Source organism: Pseudovibrio exalbescens (assembly GCF_028737195.1).
Taxonomy (GTDB): domain Bacteria; phylum Pseudomonadota; class Alphaproteobacteria; order Rhizobiales; family Stappiaceae; genus Pseudovibrio; species Pseudovibrio zosterae.
Map to the genome: position 1 here is coordinate 780451 of NZ_JAQZAJ010000002.1, position 16883 is coordinate 797333.

The 16883-nt window shown below is 55.9% G+C and carries 18 protein-coding genes; 9 read left to right on the forward strand and 9 right to left on the reverse strand.

The features are described from left to right. Positions 1 to 15 precede the first annotated feature (15 nt). The 3 genes from PUV47_RS08850 to PUV47_RS08860 all read right to left on the reverse strand — a co-directional run bounded on the left by PUV47_RS08850 (position 16) and on the right by PUV47_RS08860 (position 3130). Complete coding sequence (locus tag PUV47_RS08850; RefSeq protein WP_274218164.1) at positions 16 to 738, reverse strand: hypothetical protein; 723 nt, start codon at positions 736 to 738, stop codon at positions 16 to 18. A gap of 279 nt (positions 739 to 1017) precedes the next feature. After that, positions 1018 to 1992, reverse strand: a complete 975-nt coding sequence (gene mepA / locus PUV47_RS08855) for a penicillin-insensitive murein endopeptidase (RefSeq protein WP_274218165.1) — start codon at positions 1990 to 1992, stop codon at positions 1018 to 1020. Between the two features lie 82 nt (positions 1993 to 2074). Next, positions 2075 to 3130 (reverse strand): patatin-like phospholipase family protein, encoded by a 1056-nt coding sequence (locus PUV47_RS08860; RefSeq protein ID WP_274218166.1) that lies wholly within the window; start codon positions 3128 to 3130, stop codon positions 2075 to 2077. Positions 3131 to 3477: 347 nt separating this feature from the next. Between PUV47_RS08860 and PUV47_RS08865 the strand changes: the two genes are divergently transcribed. After that, positions 3478 to 5307, forward strand: coding sequence for a bifunctional metallophosphatase/5'-nucleotidase (locus PUV47_RS08865; protein WP_274218167.1), 1830 nt, complete (start codon positions 3478 to 3480; stop codon positions 5305 to 5307). A 64-nt stretch (positions 5308 to 5371) separates the two neighbouring features. Here PUV47_RS08865 and PUV47_RS08870 read toward each other — a convergent pair whose 3' ends face one another. After that, the gene (locus tag PUV47_RS08870; RefSeq protein WP_274218168.1) at positions 5372 to 6166 is read right to left on the reverse strand and encodes an alpha/beta hydrolase; all 795 of its coding nucleotides are present in this window, start codon (positions 6164 to 6166) and stop codon (positions 5372 to 5374) included. A 133-nt stretch (positions 6167 to 6299) separates the two neighbouring features. On the opposite strand from PUV47_RS08870, the gene PUV47_RS08875 reads away from it, so the two are divergent. The 5 genes from PUV47_RS08875 to PUV47_RS08895 all read left to right on the forward strand — a co-directional run bounded on the left by PUV47_RS08875 (position 6300) and on the right by PUV47_RS08895 (position 10786). Beyond that, positions 6300 to 7451: a glycosyltransferase family 4 protein gene (locus PUV47_RS08875; protein ID WP_274218169.1), complete on the forward strand. Its 1152-nt coding sequence runs from the start codon at positions 6300 to 6302 to the stop codon at positions 7449 to 7451. A 193-nt stretch (positions 7452 to 7644) separates the two neighbouring features. Continuing rightward, positions 7645 to 8187, forward strand: coding sequence for a translation initiation factor IF-3 (gene infC / locus PUV47_RS08880; protein WP_274218309.1), 543 nt, complete (start codon positions 7645 to 7647; stop codon positions 8185 to 8187). 279 nt (positions 8188 to 8466) lie between these two features. Next, on the forward strand, positions 8467 to 8664 hold the full coding sequence (gene rpmI, locus PUV47_RS08885) for a 50S ribosomal protein L35 (RefSeq protein ID WP_274218170.1): 198 nt from the start codon (positions 8467 to 8469) through the stop codon (positions 8662 to 8664). A 30-nt stretch (positions 8665 to 8694) separates the two neighbouring features. After that, positions 8695 to 9051 carry a 50S ribosomal protein L20 gene (gene rplT, locus PUV47_RS08890; RefSeq protein WP_274218171.1) on the forward strand — a complete coding sequence of 119 codons (357 nt, stop codon included), beginning with the start codon at positions 8695 to 8697 and terminating at the stop codon, positions 9049 to 9051. A 247-nt stretch (positions 9052 to 9298) separates the two neighbouring features. Then, positions 9299 to 10786 (forward strand): methyl-accepting chemotaxis protein, encoded by a 1488-nt coding sequence (locus PUV47_RS08895; protein ID WP_274218172.1) that lies wholly within the window; start codon positions 9299 to 9301, stop codon positions 10784 to 10786. A gap of 64 nt (positions 10787 to 10850) precedes the next feature. On the opposite strand, the gene PUV47_RS08900 is transcribed toward PUV47_RS08895, so the two are convergent. Continuing rightward, on the reverse strand, positions 10851 to 11309 hold the full coding sequence (locus tag PUV47_RS08900) for a YtoQ family protein (protein WP_274218173.1): 459 nt from the start codon (positions 11307 to 11309) through the stop codon (positions 10851 to 10853). A gap of 31 nt (positions 11310 to 11340) precedes the next feature. Next, positions 11341 to 11994, reverse strand: coding sequence for a DUF2799 domain-containing protein (locus PUV47_RS08905; protein WP_274218174.1), 654 nt, complete (start codon positions 11992 to 11994; stop codon positions 11341 to 11343). A gap of 141 nt (positions 11995 to 12135) precedes the next feature. Between PUV47_RS08905 and PUV47_RS08910 the strand changes: the two genes are divergently transcribed. Then, positions 12136 to 12537: a GFA family protein gene (locus PUV47_RS08910; protein WP_274218175.1), complete on the forward strand. Its 402-nt coding sequence runs from the start codon at positions 12136 to 12138 to the stop codon at positions 12535 to 12537. A 15-nt stretch (positions 12538 to 12552) separates the two neighbouring features. Here the strand turns inward: PUV47_RS08910 and PUV47_RS08915 are convergent, their stop codons facing one another. From PUV47_RS08915 to PUV47_RS08925, 3 genes are read right to left on the reverse strand one after another with little or no spacing between them, the layout of a single operon-like run. Continuing rightward, the gene (locus tag PUV47_RS08915) at positions 12553 to 13416 is read right to left on the reverse strand and encodes an SDR family oxidoreductase (RefSeq protein ID WP_274218176.1); all 864 of its coding nucleotides are present in this window, start codon (positions 13414 to 13416) and stop codon (positions 12553 to 12555) included. A 24-nt stretch (positions 13417 to 13440) separates the two neighbouring features. After that, positions 13441 to 14280, reverse strand: coding sequence for a TrmH family RNA methyltransferase (locus PUV47_RS08920; protein ID WP_274218177.1), 840 nt, complete (start codon positions 14278 to 14280; stop codon positions 13441 to 13443). Then, positions 14280 to 15230, reverse strand: coding sequence for a class I SAM-dependent methyltransferase (locus PUV47_RS08925; protein WP_274218178.1), 951 nt, complete (start codon positions 15228 to 15230; stop codon positions 14280 to 14282). Before PUV47_RS08925 ends, PUV47_RS08920 begins: the two co-directional genes overlap by 1 nt. A 319-nt stretch (positions 15231 to 15549) precedes the next feature. On the opposite strand from PUV47_RS08925, the gene PUV47_RS08930 reads away from it, so the two are divergent. Together PUV47_RS08930 and PUV47_RS08935 are read left to right on the forward strand one after the other, a co-directional pair. Then, positions 15550 to 16230: an SRPBCC family protein gene (locus tag PUV47_RS08930; RefSeq protein WP_274218179.1), complete on the forward strand. Its 681-nt coding sequence runs from the start codon at positions 15550 to 15552 to the stop codon at positions 16228 to 16230. A gap of 164 nt (positions 16231 to 16394) precedes the next feature. Beyond that, positions 16395 to 16883, forward strand: coding sequence for a (2Fe-2S)-binding protein (locus PUV47_RS08935; RefSeq protein ID WP_274218180.1), 489 nt, complete (start codon positions 16395 to 16397; stop codon positions 16881 to 16883).

Here is a 16883-nt window from a genome sequence, read left to right on the forward strand (position 1 = left end):
CGAAGCCCGCGGTGCTTATTGCTCCGGGGCTTCTTCTGGGAGTTGCCAGGTGATGTAAAAATTCAAGTTCTTGGCGAGACTAAGATAGGTCGCCTGTTGGCCTGTGTACTTGTCAGTGCGCCTGCCGTCTGCACCGGCAACCGTAAGGTCGTTGAACAAATCATGCGCGTTAAAATAGTCGCCAACGTAGGAAATGTTGGATAGGCCGAATGCGTAACCTCCAAACCCATCGATGTATGTAATGTAGTTGGACTTCGTTTCGAGGCCGTAGTCGGCCATATCTTCGATCTTCAGAAGTCCAGCTTTCTGGGCTTCCAGCATCTCCTTAAAGAGCTCGGAGCCCGCCTCTGCTCCCTCAGTTAGCATCCGAGCCACCTCGTCTTGGACGGCTGCGCTGTTTGGGTCAGTCCAGTCTTCTGCGACGTTGAAGAAACGCTCGACCGCTATGTCAAAGTTTTTAAGGCCCTCGGCGATTTGTCCCGCGTAATGTGCGGACTTGCCAAGCTCTACACCAACAAGAATGTCGAAGATTTTGCTCACTGCTTCCTTTGACGCAGTGGAGGGGCCTGCATTTTCATGTGCGGCCCGAGCCCGAATGATCTCGTTATTGGCGGTGTTTTCGAGGACTTCATTAATCAGAGCTACGGAAGTGGCACGCTGTGTCTTGATTGGTGCGGGGTCGTAATTTCCGGCCAGGTTTGTGAACGAAAAGGAGAGGCGTGCGCCATAGGGATCCATTTTGGTGTTCCATTCATTAGGTGCAAGTCTGTCCCTAAGCGAGGCTGCGGAAGCGCCGAAGAGCATAGGAAATTTATTGAGAACGTACTTTCAAGTAATCTAATAGTAAATAAAGAATATAAATGCAACCTCAGATTGAGGCTGCATTGATTATAAGTTATAAGTCATTATAATTTTACGAAAATAATACTGCTTTATTGCATTAAATGCCGCGCTTACTGCGTCAGGCCTGTTTTTGAGGTCGCTTCTGGTGATATGTGCGCCTAAACCTTGAGTGGGTTAAGGCTGTGCAAGTACCGTGCGGCAGGCAGCGGGCAGGTCTTGAAGCGTGAGTTGTGGCTTCGGTTTCACCGGTTTTGGCGGCTCGCCGGGCTGAGGCTTTTTCGGTACCCAAGGTTCGTCTGAAAGCCACCAGGCCAGCTCTGCGCCGCACCCGTCGCCACGTGGAGGGGCGGCTTGGTTCGTGCACGCGGTGTTGCCTTCTGGGCATTTTAGCCGAACGTGGAAGTGATAATGGTGACCCCACCAAGCACGAACGGTACGCAGCCAGCTTCTGTCTTCCGTCTCAAACTCGCACAAGGCTTTCTTGATGGCAGGGCTGACGAAAATGCGGGCCACTCGTGGGTCTTGTGCTGCACGGCGAATGAGGCGCGCATGTGCGTCTGTCCAGCGGTCTGGATGCACGGAGCGGTCCGCGCCGGGAAGCTCCATGTTCCCCTTTAGCATGGAGATTGCGCTGACGTTCTCACGCTCCCAATTGCTGTAGCGCTTGTTGGGCATTGGCCGCAGCCAGATGTCTGCATCAAGCCCAATCTGGTGAGAGGCATGGCCGGACCTCATTGGGCCGCCGCGCGGCTGAGCAAGGTCGCCCACCAGCAGGCCGTTCCAGCCCAGATCCGGGGCGTCTTTGGCCAGATCTTTCAGGTAGGTGATAAGGTTCGGATGGCCCCAGTTGCGGTTGCGAGACAGGCGCATTACTTGCCAGGTCGGCCCATTAATGGGCATGGCTTCTGCCCCGGCAATACAACCCTTGCTGTAGCTGCCATAGCTTGCAGGCGGGAGCTGAGCCGGGGTCGCTTTGGCGCCAAAGAGCTGCTTGGCTGGCTCGGTCAGCGCAACGGAAGGCACAGCAGTGGTGTTGACTTCAAAACTCTCGGGCTTGGCCTTGGGAAATGGCATGGCATGGCCGCTGGTTGCTGCCAAAGCAACGCCCAGACCAATTGTGAAAACAGTGATAAGGCGGCGCGCGCGCATGCAGGGCCCTCGTCAATTCGTGTTGCGTCGCATGATAGTCGGTCCGCAACACGAATTGAATAAAGGCGCTATAGAAAAATGATCAGAAGCCCGGTCCGTCCACGCGTTCCTCTATTAACGCCGCCAAAGTATTCAAGTCGTCGTTGTGAGTGGTGATGATGCTATCGGCAACCGAGTTCAGCTGCGTCATGGTCTTTGGACGGGTATTGGTCGCATCTTCCAGACCAAGGGGGAGGTCCGCATTGAGTCGCAGATAGGTGAGACCCTTGATGTCCTTGAAGATGGCATTTGCCTGATGAGAGGTGGCTTGGCTCTGGCCATTAGAAAACTCGGTGAGCAAAGGCGTGCCCTTGTCGGGAGACATCCATGTGCTCGCGCCCCAGGCTGCCACTTCTTCAAACTTGCGTTTGTGTTTGGACAGACGACCTGTGCCAATGGAAAGGATGATCATGTCTTCAGGCGCCCAGCCCCGGCGGCGGCCTTCAGAATAAGCACTGAGAACCGGGTTCGTCATGAACGCCCCGGCATCAATCATGATCTGCTCCTCGCCCGTGCGCAGGTTCTCAACGCGGGCAGGCTCCAGCCAGCCGGGAGCCGAGATGGTGGCGCGGACGGCCTGCCAGAAATAATAGTCGTCATGCGTCCGGTCCGCTGTGGGCATGTTGTCGGTCATGAGCACAAGCTTGCGGGTGTTCAGGTCGTAGGCGGAAAGCATGATGCCTGTAAGGCTGCTGGCCATTGAGGTCCAGCCCAACGTGTCTTTCAGGATCTTTTCAAAGGGGCGCTCGTGCACACCCTTGTTGTACTGGCCGAAAGGGGAGAAGACGGCACGGCTGATGCGGTTGATGCGGTTGGTGTTGTAGTACTCCCGCAAATCGTCTTCAAAAAACGAGCGAAGCTCCTTGATGGTCATGGCGTGGTGGCCGCGGTACTCGCCCTCAGGCTTGGGCGCTGTAAGGCCCGCCGCAATGATGCCGCCACTGGCTGTGCCGCAGACAAGATCGAAGTACTGATGCAGCGGTTTGTCCTTGCCGTTCTGCTTCAGTCTGCTTTCCAGTGCTTCAAGAAGACGAATGGGGATGAGCCCGTGCGCTCCGCCACCATCGATAGAGAGGATCAAGCGTTTTCTTTTAGTCATATGTCTTCCCGGGGCCAGATGATCAAAGAGAATTGTTCAGTGCGCTATCTTATTTTCTGAATGATAAATAAGGACAACAGATGGCGGAACCCTCAGAAAAACCACTGAAAATTTCGCCTGATTAGTAAATGGTAAGTGTCCAATACCTGTCAAATATCAGGCTAATAAAAAGCGGGAATGATGTCTGCGGCGAATGGTCCTTGCAACGCGCTGGGGTTGCGCTGGCGGCCGCCGGGGGGAGAAAGGGCAAAGGCGTTTTGCCCATGTTTTCGGCGGCGCTTACCCTGTGTAACTCGCGCTTCATAATATCAATCTAAGATTATGCAATCTTAGATTGAGGCAAACCCATGACGATCATGAAAAAGAAAACCCTATTTGTCACGTGCTCCCTATTGGCATTCACGACTGCTGTCGGCGCTAGCGTGGCAGCTGATCTGCCCGCTGCTGGCAAGGCAATAAATGTAAGCGTGCTGCATACGAACGACCACCATTCCTATCTGGACAGCTCCACCTACACGCTTAAGCTTGATATTGATGCCGAGCGTGAAGGGGCGGAAAGCCTCCGGGTTCAACTTGGTGGGTTCTCCCGCATCGCGACGGCGATCGGTGAATATCGCGGGCCGAACAGTCTTGTGTTGAACAGCGGTGAGCTGAACGGGACGCTCTATTTCAGCCTCTTTAAGGGCGAAGCAGATTTCAAGGTTTTCAATGCGCTGGGCCTTGATGCCTATCAGTTGGGAAATCATGAGTTCGACGAAGGTGACGAGCATCTTGCATCGCTGATCGAAATGGCTGAATTCCCGATCCTGAGCAGCAATGTGCATCCTACCGAGGACAGCCCGCTCTATGGGGCCCCTATCAAGCCCTACATCATCAAGGAGATCGAGGGCGAAAAGGTTGCTGTTGTTGGGGTGCTGAAGGTCGAAAAAACACAGGCATCCTCAATGGTCAGTGATGCAGTGGAGTTCAGCGACGAAATCGAGACGGTTCGCAGTGTTGTCGGTTCTCTGGAAGCTCAGGGCATCAACAAGATCATCGTTCTCAGCCACCTGGGCTACAATTTTGATCAGACCCTTGCAGCGCGCGTCGACGGCATTGATGCAATCGTTGGCGGAGACACACACGAAGCGCTCGATTCCTCGGATGAACTGGCGTCGATGGGCATTGATGTTGCAGGCTTCAATCCAACCATGGTGCGGAACCCAAGTGGTGAGCCGGTCTACATCACGCAGGCTTGGGAGTATGCCAAGGGCTTGGGCCAATTGAACTTGGCTTTTGATGCAAATGGCAAAGTGACCGATGTGAAGGGCAAGCTTGAGCTTCTTGTTGGTCAACCCTACCAAGTGCAGGATCAGGACGGCCAGTATCAGCCAGCAACGGATGCACAAGTTGCCGCAATCCAAGAGGTGATCGCAGGTCTTGAGAGCATTCGTGAGATCGAGACCAGCGCTAAAGTTGACGAGATCATCAAGCCTTACCGCGAAGAGATCGAGAACTACCGCAGCCAGACCATTGGTTCTGTTGAGCAGACCATGCCATTTGAACGCTTCCCTGCAGACTTTGAAGCGGGTGAAGTGCCGACCGGAAGCTATGCGGCGCAAGTGGTGTCCGATGCCTTCCTCACCTACCTTCCGCAGGCAGACATTTCCATTCAGAATGCTGGCGGCGTGCGCGCGGAAATCAACAGCGGCGCATTCACCGTTGGCGATGCCTACACGGTTCTGCCGTTCTCCAACACGGTTGTCACGGTGGACATGACAGGGGCGGAAGTCGTCAAGGTGCTTAATGAGGCGCTGGACTACTCGCAGGGCCTTTCCGGCTCAACGGGCGCGTTCCCTTATGGCTCTCACATTCGGTATGACGTTGTGTTTGGCGCCGAACCGGGTACCGGCATTCGCAATGTGGAGGTGAAGGACAGAAACTCAGGCGAGTGGTCGGACATCGACTTGGAGGCTGTGTACTCGGTCGCCACAAACTCGTTCACGGCAACCGGCAAGGATGGCTATCAGACCTTCGCGGACGTGATTGCTGCCAATCCTGAGGCGCTGGTGGAGTCCGATGTTGCCTACACCATTCCGCTGATCGAGTACCTGCGAGATGAGCTGGAAGGCGGCGTCCTTCCGAAACTTGATGCGCAGAACTATTCGGTCAAGTCTTCCCGTGGCCGGGCTGGATAACAGCCGCCTGCAATCGGAAACAGAAGCAAAAAGCCCCGCACTCGGCGGGGCTTTTTCATGGGTGTCAGCTGTTGCTCTCGACCAGCTCCTCAAGAGCTTTGATGAGACGCTGCAAATCTTCCGGGCGGGACAGGCGATGGTCTCCATCCTTGATCAGCGTCAGGATGACATCGTCACTGGCCATGGCCTCGACGATACGCAGTGCGTGATCCCACGGCACGGAATCGTCGTTCTGGCCTTGCAAGATGATGGTCTTGCAGCCGGTTTCAACAGTGCCGCCAAGCAGCAGGTTCCGACGGCCATCCTCGATCAGATCACGGGTGATGATGTAGGGGCTGTCGTCATATTCAGAAGGACGCTCAAAGCGGCCGGTCTGCATGATTTCCTGCTTGATCTCCTCCGTGAACTCCTGTTTCCACATGAGTTCCTCGGTAAAGTCTGGCGCAGGCGCGATCAACACCATGCCAGCGAGGAAGCCGGAGACCTCGGTCTTGCGCTCGATCAGGGCCTTGGCCAGCAAAAGCGCCATCCACCCGCCCATGGAAGAGCCGATAACGATGGTCGGGCCCTTGCAGTACTCCGTAAAGACCGCCAGTACCTCTTCCAGCCATTTGGAAATGGTGCCCTCAGTGAACTCTCCCTCAGATTCACCGTGGCCAGAGTAATCCATTCGTGTGCAGGTAAGGCCTTTGTCTTTGGCCCAGTCGGCTATCACCTCGGCCTTCGTGCCAAGCATGTCTGATTTAAAGCCGGAGAGCCACAAAACACCAAGGTCGGACCGTTGATCGTGCCGCACAGCGATTTTGCGCGCCTGATCCCCTTTGCCAACACTAATGAATTGCGGTATTGCAGCGCTCATAATTTACTGCCTCCAAATTCCTAATGTGCGGTTCTGCCGGCGAGAGAAAGCGACACCCCCTGTGCCTCACACTGCCTCGAACACAATTGTTGCCCCGATTAATCGATTATCGAATAGCGACCATCCAACCATTTTGCAACTCGTTCCAGACTTGCGCACCGGCGGCGCGGAAAGAACAACGGTTGATGTTGCTGAAGCCATCGTAAAACGCGGTTGGCGCTCTCTTGTTTTGTCTGAAGGCGGACGCCTCCTTGATGAGCTTAAAGCAACAGGTTCTGATCACATCGAATTTCCTGCAGGGACCAAGAACCCCTGGAAAATGTGGCGAAACTCTTATGCCATCGCCAAGATTTGCCGGGAATACAATGTTTCCCTCATTCACGGACGCAGCAGAGCCCCGGCATGGTCCGGGTTGTGGGCTGCGCGCCGTCTCAACTTACCTTTCATTACTACATATCACGGCATCTACAAACAAGGTAACCGCTTCAAAGCCTTTTACAACTCTGTGATGACGAGAGCAGATGGGGTGATCGCTAATTCGCGGTACACCGCCGATCTGATTGCAGAGCGAGACCCTGCGGCGAAGCAGCGCATTACGGTGATCTACCGTGGGTCTGACCTTGAAGCCCTTGCGCCAGAAAACGTTTCTGAGGAACGCCGCTCAGCGCTCCGCGCTGCATGGGGGCTGACGGGCAAAGAACGGGTGGTGCTGAACCTTGCCCGGCTCACTGCCTGGAAAGGCCACGCTGTGCTCATTGATGCCTTCCGCGCTCTGGCACGGGATAGCGCTATGCAGGATGTAGTGGTCATTCTGGCGGGCGATCATCAGGGCCGTGACGAATACAAGGAGACATTGGAGCATCACATCGCCAACGCAGGTCTGGAAGGGCGGGTTCGTCTTGTAGGCCACTGTGCTGATGTGGGTGCAGCACTGGCGATCTCGGATGTATCCGTCGTGGCATCCATCGAGCCGGAGGCCTTTGGGCGGGCGGCGGTGGAAGCGCAAGCGGCTGGCGTGCCAGTGATCGTAAGCGATATTGGCGCTGTTCCGGAGACGGTTTTGGTGCCGCCAGTTGTGTCGGAAAACGAGCGGACCGGGTGGCATTTTCCAAATAGAGATGTGTCAGCTCTTGCAAGCCGACTGGAGGAAGCCCTATGTATGCCTCAGGAAGCTCGGGTGTCCATGGCAGAACGCGCTCGTTCTCATGTGGCCTACAAGTTCTCCAAGCAGGCAATGTGTGACGCAACGCTGGATTTTTATGAGCAACACCTCAAAACTTCCTGATAAACGGCAGTTCTGCCGCGATGTCAGGGCAAAAGAAATGTTGACTTATCCCGTGTTTTTCAAGATCTTCTAGTGGAGCATCCGCGATTTAAGGCAGCCGCGACGTTTATTCGGTAGACGTAGCGCTTGTTGTGAGTCATGGAGCTGCCAGCTACTTTCACAATGATCGGCATCTATAGAGGAGACTTTTACCATTCGCCGTCCATTTCGCGCACCGCCCCCCACAAAGGAGGGGCCGCGTACCAACAAAGAAATTCGTGTTCGCGAAGTCCAGTTGATTGATGCCGAAGGTGAAAACCTCGGCCCCACACCAACCGAAGAAGCTCTGGCCATGGCCCAAGAGCAGGGGTTGGACCTTGTAGAGATCGCGCCGAACTCCAGCCCACCGGTCTGTAAGATTCTGGATTACGGTCGCTACAAGTACCAAGCGCAAAAGAAAGCCGCAGAAGCGCGCAAGAAGCAGAAGGTCGTCGAGATCAAAGAGATCAAGATGCGCCCGAACATCGACACTCATGATTATGAAGTGAAGATGAAGAACATGCTGCGCTTCTTCGAGGCAGGCGACAAGGTGAAGGTCACTCTCCGTTTTCGCGGACGTGAAATGGCGCACCAGGACCTTGGCATGAAGCTGCTGATGAAAGTGAAGGATGAGACCGCCGATATCGCAAAGGTGGAGTCCCATCCAAAGCTCGAAGGCCGGCAGATGATGATGGTACTGGCACCAATCAGCCGATAAGCTTTTGACCAGTTTTGTTACCCGGCGCACCCGCGTCGGGTAATTTTTTGTAAGGGTTGCGCCTGTTTCACTGATTTGGCGCGAACAGGACTTGCATTTTACGCGCGTGGAGCCTATACCACCGCGGTTCAAAGTCGCCCGGCTATAAACGGGCAGATTCCCAACTCTTTAAAAGAGTGAAGCATCCCCGTTTTCCATAGGGCATGCCGTGGCGGCTTATGATGCATCCCAGATGTAATTTTTGATTGGGTCACCAATCATGAAAAGAAAGGACGCAAAATGCCCAAGTTGAAGACGAAGTCTGGAGCGAAGAAGCGCTTCAAGCTGACTGCGACTGGCAAGGTAAAGACCGCTCAGGCCGGCAAGCGCCACGGTATGATCAAGCGCACGAACAAGTTCATCCGTAACGCACGTGGCACAACCACGCTGTGTGATCAGGATGCACGTATCGTGAAGAAGTTCCTGCCTTACGGCTAAGCCTAAGCAACTGAGAATTAGGAGTTACCTATGTCGCGTGTAAAAAGAGGCGTTACCGCCCACGCTCGTCACAAGAAAGTTCTTAAGGCCGCCAAAGGTTACTACGGCCGTCGCAAGAATACGATCCGCACCGCTAAACAGGCTGTCGAAAAGGCAGCACAGTACGCTTACCGCGACCGCAAGGCTCGCAAGCGTAATTTCCGTGCTCTGTGGATCCAGCGTATCAACGCTGCAACCCGTGAACATGGCATGACCTACGGTCGTTTCATCGACGGTCTGAACAAGGCTGGCATCGAAGTTGACCGTAAAGTTCTGTCTGACCTGGCCATCAACCAGCCAGAAGCCTTCAAGGCTCTGGTTGACAAGGCTCAGGCTGCAGTTGCTTAAGTAGCGCTGCTTTACGGCTGATACTTTTAAAAAGGGTGTTCCCGTTCGGGAGCGCCCTTTTTTGTTGCGGCTTCTCTTGGGGGCGGCAACAAGCGCAACAATGCGAAGCGTTAAGTATTTTCAATTACTTCGCCAAATACTCTGAGGAAAAAGACCGGGTTGTAGAGATAAAGCAACTTAACCAAGAGTTATGCTTAAAGTTTATTAAGGGTTCCTGTTTGACCGTCTTCTGGACAGGAGGAAGTCTATGAGAACTCTCTTTAAACGGCCTGCCGCTGATCCTGCTGAACAAGCGGTGGCGGCAGGGGAGGCCGTACAAACAGCGTCCGTGCATGAATTGGCTGCCGATGCTGAAACCGTCGCGATCGATCAGGGTGAGTTGCTGACGGATCTGGACACATTGGGCCTCGATATTGCCGAGGCAGCGGGCCGCGTGACCAACGTCAGCTCCACCGTGGATGAGCTCAACCAAGCCACCGAAATGCTGCTGCAATCTTCACGCAGCGTGGAGACCAGCAACGCGGAGGTGTCTCAGGCGGTTGATGCGACCGCAGAACAAACTGATGAGGCCCGGCACTCGGTTCAGCAGTCGCGAGAAACCATCAATGCTGCAGTGGCGAGCATCAACTCTCTGACCAGCGCGATCAACAACATCAACAAACAGCTTGAAGGCCTGCAGGCGTCCTTTGCCAATGTGAGGCAGTTCTCAAGCTCGATTGACGCCATCGCCCGGCAGACCAACCTGCTTGCCCTGAACGCCACCATTGAGGCCGCGCGTGCTGGAGAAGCAGGCAAGGGCTTTGCCGTTGTGGCCAACGAAGTCAAGGCACTGGCAACGCAGACCACCAAGGCCACCGAACAGATTGACCAGACCATCGCCCAACTGGGCATAGAGGCTGATACGTTGGTGACGCTTGGCAATGATGCGTTGGAGACGGTTGGCGATGCAGAGCAAGCGACAGCCTCCATCAACACGGTTTTTTACCAGCTGGAAAGTTCCTTCGACAGCATTGCTCACAACACGTCAGCTATCAAGGCGGCCTGTGCTTCCAATGATGCGGACACGGAGCAGCTGTTGGAGAGTGCCCGCGATCTGGAAGGTATTGTCAGCAGCAACGCCAGCATGATGAATGAAGCCGCCTCTCAAATGGAAAGGGCGGTAGGTCAGGCCGATCACCTGCTGGGAGACATGGCCAGCAAGCTGAACAGTGATGTGACCGCGCGCATGATCAATGAGGCCAAGGTGGTGGCCGCCGAGCTGGGCGCAGCTCTGGAAGCGGAAATGGTGGGCGGACGCCTTTCTGAAAAGGATCTGTTTGACCATGACTACGCGCCCATTTCGGGCACCAACCCGCAGCAATACATGGCCAAGTTCACTAAGGTGACAGACCGCGTCTTTCCGGCGATCCTGAACCCGGTACTGCGCAAGGACAAAGCCGTTTATACCTGTGCCGCGGTGGATACGCAGGGCTACTTGCCAACCCACAATGAGGCCTTCTCCAAGCCGCAAGGGCATGATCCGGTCTGGAACGCGTCTCACTGCCGCAATCGCCGGATTTTCGACGACAAGGTGGGGCTCAAGGCAAGCAAATCCACCAAGGACTTCCTGCTGCAGACCAACCGCCGCGATATGGGCGGTGGCAACTACGTGGTGATCAAGGAAATTTCGGTGCCAATCTGGGTGAACGGCCGCCATTGGGGGGCTGTACGCCTAGCCTATCACGGCGCGCGCTGACAGCGCACCATGATGACTTTCTCCGGGAAAGGGTGTCCAGTGGGCACCCTTTTCGCCAAGAGGCTTAGCGCTTCAGGTTGCCGGTGATGACATAGCGCAGGATTTCAACGACCTGAGCGGGCGTCTCGGCGGTGGCGAGCGCTGCGGCGTCGATTTCCTTCAAAGGGTGATTGAGCGCAGGGTCATGCTGCACGATCAGGGACTTGCCCAACGCGGAGGCAATGCCCGCATCAAAGGCGGCGTTCCACTGCTTGTACTTGTCGCCGAAGCGCACGACCACAATGTCTGCTTCGCTGATCAGGGTACGGGTGCGGATGGCGTTGACCTTGGCGCCCTTGTGGTCATACCAGAACTTGTTGTCCTCGTGGCCCAGAATGACAGCGCCGCAATCATCACTGGCATCGTGGTCCGTGACCGGAGCATCAAAGTGTACCGGCAGGTTCGCGGCCTTTGCGCCTTCTTCGATCTGTTCACGCCAATCCGTGTGAATTTCACCAGACAGATAGATTTTCCAAGTCTTCATAGGTCGTTCCATGGGTGAATACCCGCTTGAATTATTGGTACTGGGCTTCAATCACAAAGCCCGGTGCGATGTAACTCATTTCGGATATAACACGTTCTCGAACAAGTTCTAAATTTGCTTGCGCCTGAAGAATTTCGAGCCGGGCGAAGGTGACGTCCGAGCGCAGGTCTCTGATTTCATCGCGTTTGTCCCTGAGAACGCGGCGGCAGTTCTTGCCCTCCTTTCCGGAGGCGCAGCTGGTGCTGGCAATTTCGTAGCGCAGGTCATCAATGCGATTTTCGGCATAGGAAATGCGGCTTTCCACATCATCCAGCTTACTGTGGGCGTTGCGCAGCTCGAAACCGAGGGAATAACCCTTCTGGAATGCGGGGGCCGTCGCGCTGGGGCAGGCATCGGAATAGGAGCGGCCCATGCGCCCCTGTTGGAAACCCGAGGGAATGGTGCAGTAGGATTTCAGGCCAATGGAACGCCCGGCCTGATAGGAGGCAAGGTCCGGCGATACACCGTATTTGCTGCAAGCCTTCTTGTGGTCTTCAATGCGGCTGGCAGGCTTGCCCGCCATGCCGTCCTGCACGCCAATGCCCTTCCAGTCGCCCGCCGTGCATTCGTCTTTGGAGAGGGACGCGCACCCTGCAAGAAGCACAGAGAGCACAAAGGTGGCGGAAAGCACGCGAAGTGTAGACATGGTAAAATGACCTGAGAAGAAGCGAGAGTTTTGAAACATGCGGCGGTGGGTTAGGTTGACGGCAACCTAGCGGGGAGTGGATGAACTCAACCTGAACGGGTTGGTCATGTTAGACAGGCAAGCAGTTTAAGAGGAGGAGAGATGGCTTATCAAGGGGGATGCCTCTGCGGAAAAGTGCGCTACACCGCCAATACGGATCGGCAGGACCTGAGCCGATGCCATTGCAAGCAGTGCCGCCAGTGGGGTGGTGCCTTCGATTCACTGGGGCTGAAGCACGCGAACCTCACCATCACCAGTGGTGAAGAGCTGATCAAATGGTATTTGTCCTCTGATGTCGCCCGTCGCGGGTTCTGTCAGGAGTGCGGGACCAATCTGTTTTGGCAGGCGGACCGGCATCCGGAATGGTCGCAGTTCATTGCCGTTTCAGCGGGCACGCTGGATGAACCTACCAACACCGTGCTAACCAAACACATTTTTTGCGCGCACAACGGCGACTACTACGAAATCACCGATGATCTGACGCAATTTCCAGAGGACGGATAGGCACGATGAAAGTGGCTACTTGTAGCCATCGCGCCAAAGCGCATCCAGCGCCACCCGGTAGGTGGGGTAGGCGAACGTGTAGTTCATGTCGCGTTTGACCTTGGCATTGTCCACGCGTTTGGTCTCGCCGTAAAAGGATCGGCCCATGGGCGACATGTTGGCCTCTTCGAAAGGAATTTCCGGCGGCGGGGCAACACCCATCAGCTCTGCTGCGTAGGTGACCACGTCCTGCGGCGGGGCCGGTTCATCATCGCTGACGTTGTAGATGCCCGCTGCAGAGGTGCTAAGGGATGCCTTCAGGACGCCCGCAATGTCCTCTGCGTGAATGCGGTTGAATACCTGCCCCGGCTTGATGACGCGCTTGGCGGTGCCGCGTTCCAGATTGACGAAGCCGTTGCGCCCTTTGCCGTAGATGCCTGAAAGGCGCAGGATCAAAAGGCGGGTGTCGGTGTCGTGCGCAAACTGAAGCCACTGGCTTTCAGCTGCAACACGCTGACGAGAGCGCAGCGACACAGGCTTGCACTCGGTCTCTTCAGTAACCCATGCGCCATCATGATCGCCATAGACGCCGACCGTGGAAAGGTAGGCGATCCATTGGGGCTGAGCCTTGGCTAGGTCGGCCAGAAAGGCATTCAGAACCGGGTCGCCGCCGTCATTGGGCGCAATGGAAACAAGGACATGGGTTGCCGTGCGCAAGGCTTCGCGAATGGCATCTGTTGCGGCCTCTCCATCGAACAGAAACGGCTCAACGCCCATCTCCTTCAACTGCGCGGCCTTTTCTTCGGAGCGCGTGGTGCCGCCGATCCAGTCGAACTGATCGCGTGCTGCCTCGACAAAGGCTTTGGAGGAAAAACCCACTCCGAAGATGAAGAGCCGCATGGAAACCCCGTCTGATTTTGTGGTTTAGAGCTTTAGGTGCGCGCGCCGCACCTCAAACAACATAACTGCGGTTGCAATGGCGAGATTCAAGCTGTCCGCCTGACCTTCCTGAGGAATTTTAACAAGATCGGAACATGCATCCGCCAGTTCGTCGGAAAGGCCAGCCTGCTCGTTGCCCATCATCAGGAGCACGGGTTCCTTGTAGTCCACGTCGCGATAATCCTTGTCGCCGCGCAGGTGGGTGCCCACAACCGGCCCCGGCCAGCTCTTGCGGAAGGAGATGAACTCCTGCTCTGAACAGCGCACCAGCGGCATGTGAAACAGGGAGCCCATTGTGGCGCGCACGGCTTCAACGGCGAACGGGTCGGTGGTCTCGCCAATCAGGATGATGCCGCTTGCGCCAACTGCATCGGCGGTGCGGATGATGGTGCCGAGGTTGCCCGGATCTCGGACCCGGTCAAGGCACACCCACGTCTTGGACTGGTCTGGATCAACCGCCCGCAGGGGCAAGGTCTTCTGCTCGTAAACACCAACAACCATCTGTGGGTTGTCGCGGCGGGTGAGGCCGGACAGGATCGCGTTGTTCACTTCCAGAATGAGAGCGCCGCGTGCCTTGGCCTTGGCCGCAGCTTCCAGCGCCATCTTGTTCTCACGGCCTTCAGGGCCAATGGCAAGGTAGCGCACACCCCAGCCCGCTTCCATGGCGTCGGTGGCCAGCTTCAACCCCTCAGCCACAAACAGGCCGCTATCACGGCGATGTTTGCGCTGCGCGACAAGCCCTTTGATTTCTTTGACGATCGGGTTCGAATGCGAGGTGATCTGCTTGACGGAGCCCTGACGCTGAGGCTTGAAATCTGTGCTCATTACTTTGAAGCCCCTTCAGGATTGCACCAACGGCTGAATAGTGATGTGGAGAGGAAGCGTGGGCTGTCCTTCTCGCGGATTGCCAACTCGCCAGACTCAATGGTGCCCGGCAGTCCGTCCAGATGCTCCTGCATCAACTCGTGGGAAGCAAGGAAAGAGGCGCGAATGGCGTAAGAGGTCAGGATGAGAAAGCGGGATTCCTCGGTAAGCAACTGACGCAGACAGGCCATCATCTCGGGCATGCTGGTGAAAAAGTCCCAGACCTCGCCTTTTGTGCCGCGCCCGTATTTGGGCGGGTCAAGGATGATGCCGTCATAGGTGTTGCCGCGGCGAACCTCGCGCTGGACGAACTTGAGCGCGTCCTCGCAAATCCAGCGAACCGGCTTGTCGCCAAGGCCCGACATCTCCTGGTTCTCACGGGCCCAGCCTATGGCCTTTTTGGAAGCATCCACATGGGTGACCTGCGCCCCTGCAGCTGCTGGCAAAAGGGAGGCCATGCCGGTGTAGCCAAAAAGATTGAGGATCTTGAGCTGACGGCTGGACTGCTTGATTTGTTCCTGAACCCAATCCCAATGCGCGGCTTGCTCCGGGAAAACGCCCACATGGCGGAAGGACATGAATCGGCCGTTGAAGGTGACCGGACCATACTTCATCTGCCAGGTCTCAGGCAGTTGTTTGTTGAAACGCCAGCGGCCCGGCCCCTCTTCTTCAACGTCGCCAGTGAAGATGGCGTCGGCGCGGTCCCATTGCGCTTGAGGAAGGCGTGGCTGGCCCATGGCCTGTGGCTCAGGACGGACAATGGTGAACCGGCCGTAGCGTTCCAGCTTGAGGCCGTTGCCCATGTCCAGAAGGGCGTAATCCTCCCAGCCATTCATTTCCAACAGGGTGGGCAGGATAGAGTGTGGTGTTCGCCCGTCTGATCGCGGGCTTGCGGGTGTTGGACGTGTCACGCTTTTTCGCCTTTGGCAGTTCTTTGTGTGGCCGCACCTGCAGCAGGCGTTCTCCTGCGCTGGTTGCGGCATCTGTTGGCCACCGGATTAAGGCGGGTCGGGCTTGGGGTCAACATTTTCTGCGGCAAAGAACGGCCAGCAGCGGAAATTGACGGTCTCATGCGGGGGGAAGGCAGGCAGGTTGCTGCAAATTTTCAGTTTTTACGCAACGGCCGCTTGCCAACTCTGTGATATCTCTGACAATCTCTTGTTTATGGGGTTTGGGCCTTGCACGCCTCAGGCGAGGCATGGACCCAACGGCGAGGAGAGGACAACAACAATGGAAATGACGGGTGAACAGCACATTCCTGCCAGCCGCGAGAAGGTGTGGGAGGCGTTGAACGATCCAGAAGTTCTCAAGCAGTGCATTCCGGGCTGCGAGACGCTGGAGAAGAAATCCGAAACCGAGCTTAGCGCCGTTGTTATGGCCAAGGTCGGCCCTGTCAAAGCCAAGTTCAACGGTGAGGTAAAGCTTCAGGATCTGGATCCGCCCAACTCCTACAAAATTGTTGGGGAAGGCAAGGGCGGTGTCGCGGGCTTTGCCAAAGGGGGCGCGCACGTAACCCTCAGCGAGGCCGAAGGCGGCACGCTGCTGTCTTACAACGTGGATGCCAAGGTGGGCGGCAAGCTGGCTCAGCTCGGCAGCCGACTTGTCGATTCGACCGCAAAGAAAATGGCAGAAGAGTTCTTCTCCAAGTTCACGGAGATCGTGGCCGGACCGGCCACCCCGACGACCGGGCCAGCTGTTCAGGACGTGGAACTGGATGCGGGCGTAATGGAAGAAGCCAAGACCATTGCCACCGAGCATGTGGTGGAGGAAGCGGTCCATGAAGTCGAGGAAGTTGTTAAGAACGTAGAAGAAAAAGTCGAAGTTGCAGCCGCGAAGAACGTTTTGGGAGGCCCCATGATGTGGGGGTTTGGCGCGCTTCTAATCCTTATTGCGCTCTATCTCATGTTCTAAACTTGCGCTGCAGAGTAATTGGGAATGTGCACGTGGCTCCTTCTGGAAATGACCTAGAGGTAATCTAAGTTATAGGTTACGGTGAAGCCCGGTTATGGGGCACTGTAACCTTTGCTTGACGCCATGACGCGATGGCTGAAAGTTTCAGAGGGAGGAAGAAATCTATGACAACTGTCTCCATGACAGTCAACGGTAAGACTGTCTCTGGTGAGGTGGAAGACCGCACCCTACTCGTACAGTTTTTGCGGGAAAATCTTGAACTCACTGGCACGCACGTGGGCTGCGATACTTCGCAATGCGGCGTCTGTGTCATTCACATGGATGGCAAGGCCATCAAGTCATGTACCACGCTGGCCGTTCAGGCCTCTGGTTCTACTCTGACAACCATCGAGGGTCTTGCTCCCGGGGATGAACTGCACCCTGTGCAGAAGGCATTCCGCGAGCACCACGGATTGCAGTGTGGGTTCTGCACGCCTGGTATGGTGATGGCAGCCGTCGATATGATTGACCGCCTTGGGCCCAATCTGGATGAGGCAACCATTCGCCACGAGCTGGAAGGCAACATCTGTCGTTGCACCGGCTACCACAACATCGTGAAGGCGATCAAAGCTGCAGCAGATGAAATGGCTGCCCTGCCACAAGCGGCCGAGTAA